This window comes from Methylothermus subterraneus, from assembly GCF_054656915.1.
In genome coordinates, this window is the sequence record NZ_BAAHXK010000028.1 from 1 (window position 1) to 1,918 (window position 1,918).

At 56.6% G+C, this 1,918-nt stretch carries 3 protein-coding genes; all 3 read left to right on the forward strand.

The annotated features are described in order from the left end of the window. Positions 1 to 642: 642 nt before the first annotated feature. From ACYQ3M_RS11530 to ACYQ3M_RS11540, 3 genes are read left to right on the forward strand one after another with little or no spacing between them, the layout of a single operon-like run. The gene (locus ACYQ3M_RS11530) at positions 643 to 900 is read left to right on the forward strand and encodes a type II toxin-antitoxin system Phd/YefM family antitoxin (protein ID WP_460036228.1); all 258 of its coding nucleotides are present in this window, start codon (positions 643 to 645) and stop codon (positions 898 to 900) included. Beyond that, positions 900 to 1,319, forward strand: a complete 420-nt coding sequence (locus ACYQ3M_RS11535; RefSeq protein ID WP_460036229.1) for a type II toxin-antitoxin system VapC family toxin — start codon at positions 900 to 902, stop codon at positions 1,317 to 1,319. Before ACYQ3M_RS11530 ends, ACYQ3M_RS11535 begins: the two co-directional genes overlap by 1 nt. A gap of 20 nt (positions 1,320 to 1,339) precedes the next feature. After that, complete coding sequence (locus ACYQ3M_RS11540) at positions 1,340 to 1,891, forward strand: hypothetical protein (protein WP_460036230.1); 552 nt, start codon at positions 1,340 to 1,342, stop codon at positions 1,889 to 1,891. The last annotated feature ends 27 nt before the right edge of the window (positions 1,892 to 1,918 follow it).

A 1,918-nucleotide genomic window follows, 5' to 3' on the forward strand; every position in this document is an offset into this window, starting at 1 on the left:
GCCTCCTCTACCCGCACCCCCAACAGCTTCCCTTGCGGGTTGCCTGCCCTTGTGGGCGGAGATACGGGCTTACCGTGTTCCGCGTAAGTAACATGGAAGGTTAGGTGTCGGCTCTTTCCCGGTGGGTATGTTGTCCTCGTGCGACCATAAGTGAGGGTCGCATCCTCCCACGTACCTTTTTGGTTAGAGCCTGGTCAGCAACTTTGGCTCTTCAGCTGTAACGAGGTTTATCACCGATTCACTTTCGTTCACCATACTTCCAAGCCTAGCCCCCTACCGCGTGTTGCTCGCAGAACCGCCTTATCCTCACGGATTCAGCTTCAGCCTTTCGGCTTGGGGTACATTGTCAGGATGGCTTCAGACCTAGCCGTTGCCAGCTACGCCTGTATCCCTAGGCTACTACCGGAGGAACGGTAGGTTTAGTCAAGATTTCTCTTGCTAAACAATCACTTAGAGCGACCTCACGTCGCACCACTTGCACGACTTCACGTCACACCCCATGCCTGAAGGCAGTAGCTTCCGCGCCGAAATCTGGTCAAGCCACAAGAATTGCTGTGCCAACCCAGTATGGAACTCGAAAATTCCTGCGTGGACAATCGATTGGTAGTAACATAACTACCTACTGATACGGGATAAAAACCGATGCCCACCCTATCCAGCCGAGAATTCAACCATCACCCGACCAAAGCCAAACAATCGGCCACCCAAGGCCCTGTCATCATCACCGAGCGGGGGCGGCCTACCCACGTCCTGCTGACCTGGGAAGCCTATCAACGGCTTGCCGGACAACAGATGAGTCTGCTCGATGCATTGGGAATGTCGGAGGCCGGAGAGAAAATCGAATTCGAGCCGCCAAGGCACGCCGAGAACTTCCACAGAAGCGCCGACCTGGAGGACTGATGTACCTTCTGGACACCAACGTCGTTTCGGAGCTCCGCAAGGCGCCTTCCGGTCAGGCCGATGCAAACGTCGTTCGGTGGGCGACCGGAAGGCCCGTGACCGATTTTTATCTCTCGGTCATCACGGTCTTGGAACTAGAACACGGCGTGTTGCTCATGGAGCGCAAAGACGGACGACAAGGGGAGACCTTGCGCCGGTGGCTCGAAGATCAGGTCAAGGTTCTGTTTGTCTCCCGCATCCTGCCCATCGACACCGAAGTTGCCGTTTGCGCGGCTCGGTTGCACGTCCCGGATCCCAAACCGGATCGGGATGCGTTGATTGCCGCCACAGCTATCGTCCATGGCTTGACAGTGGTCACCCGCAACGTCAAGGATTTCAGATCGCTGTCTGTGCCGGTGATCGATCCCTGGAAGAGCTAGAAAAGGAGCATCCCATTGCCGTGGAGAAGTACAAGGAAGTACTTCTCCGCGGCGCGGGAATACTCATCCCCTTCAGGGGATGGGATGAAAGCGCCTATTTGCCTTGGCACTCCTGTACGTATCGGCGGATAACCTTTGCTGAAATGAAACGAGTACGCATCCTGTCTCTCAAGGGGATTTCCAGGCGTTTGCAGGCCATCATCCGCGATGGGCAGATGGAGTCTGCCCGCGTCTGGAACCTGTGCCGGGATAGGCATCTGGCAGCCCGGCGGAAAAACCAACCCTGGCCTGGGAAGAACGAGTTCCATGAAGCCACTAAGGGTGGCAAATTCGCCCTGCACTCCCAAAGCGTTCAGCAGGTGTTCCGAGCATTTGACGCAGCGGTACAGTCCGCTCGCGAACACCGCAAGTCTGGACGCAGGGAAACGCTATCCCTACAAGGACAAACGATTTTACCCGCTGATGTGGCCAGCGCAGGCCATGCATCTGAAAGCAAAGCGCATCGTACTTCCGATGGGGCGCGGGCGTCCCTCTTTGGTGCTTCCTCGTCCGGCGTGGCTCGACCGGCCTAGTTCTTGTAAGATCGTGTGGAACGGTCT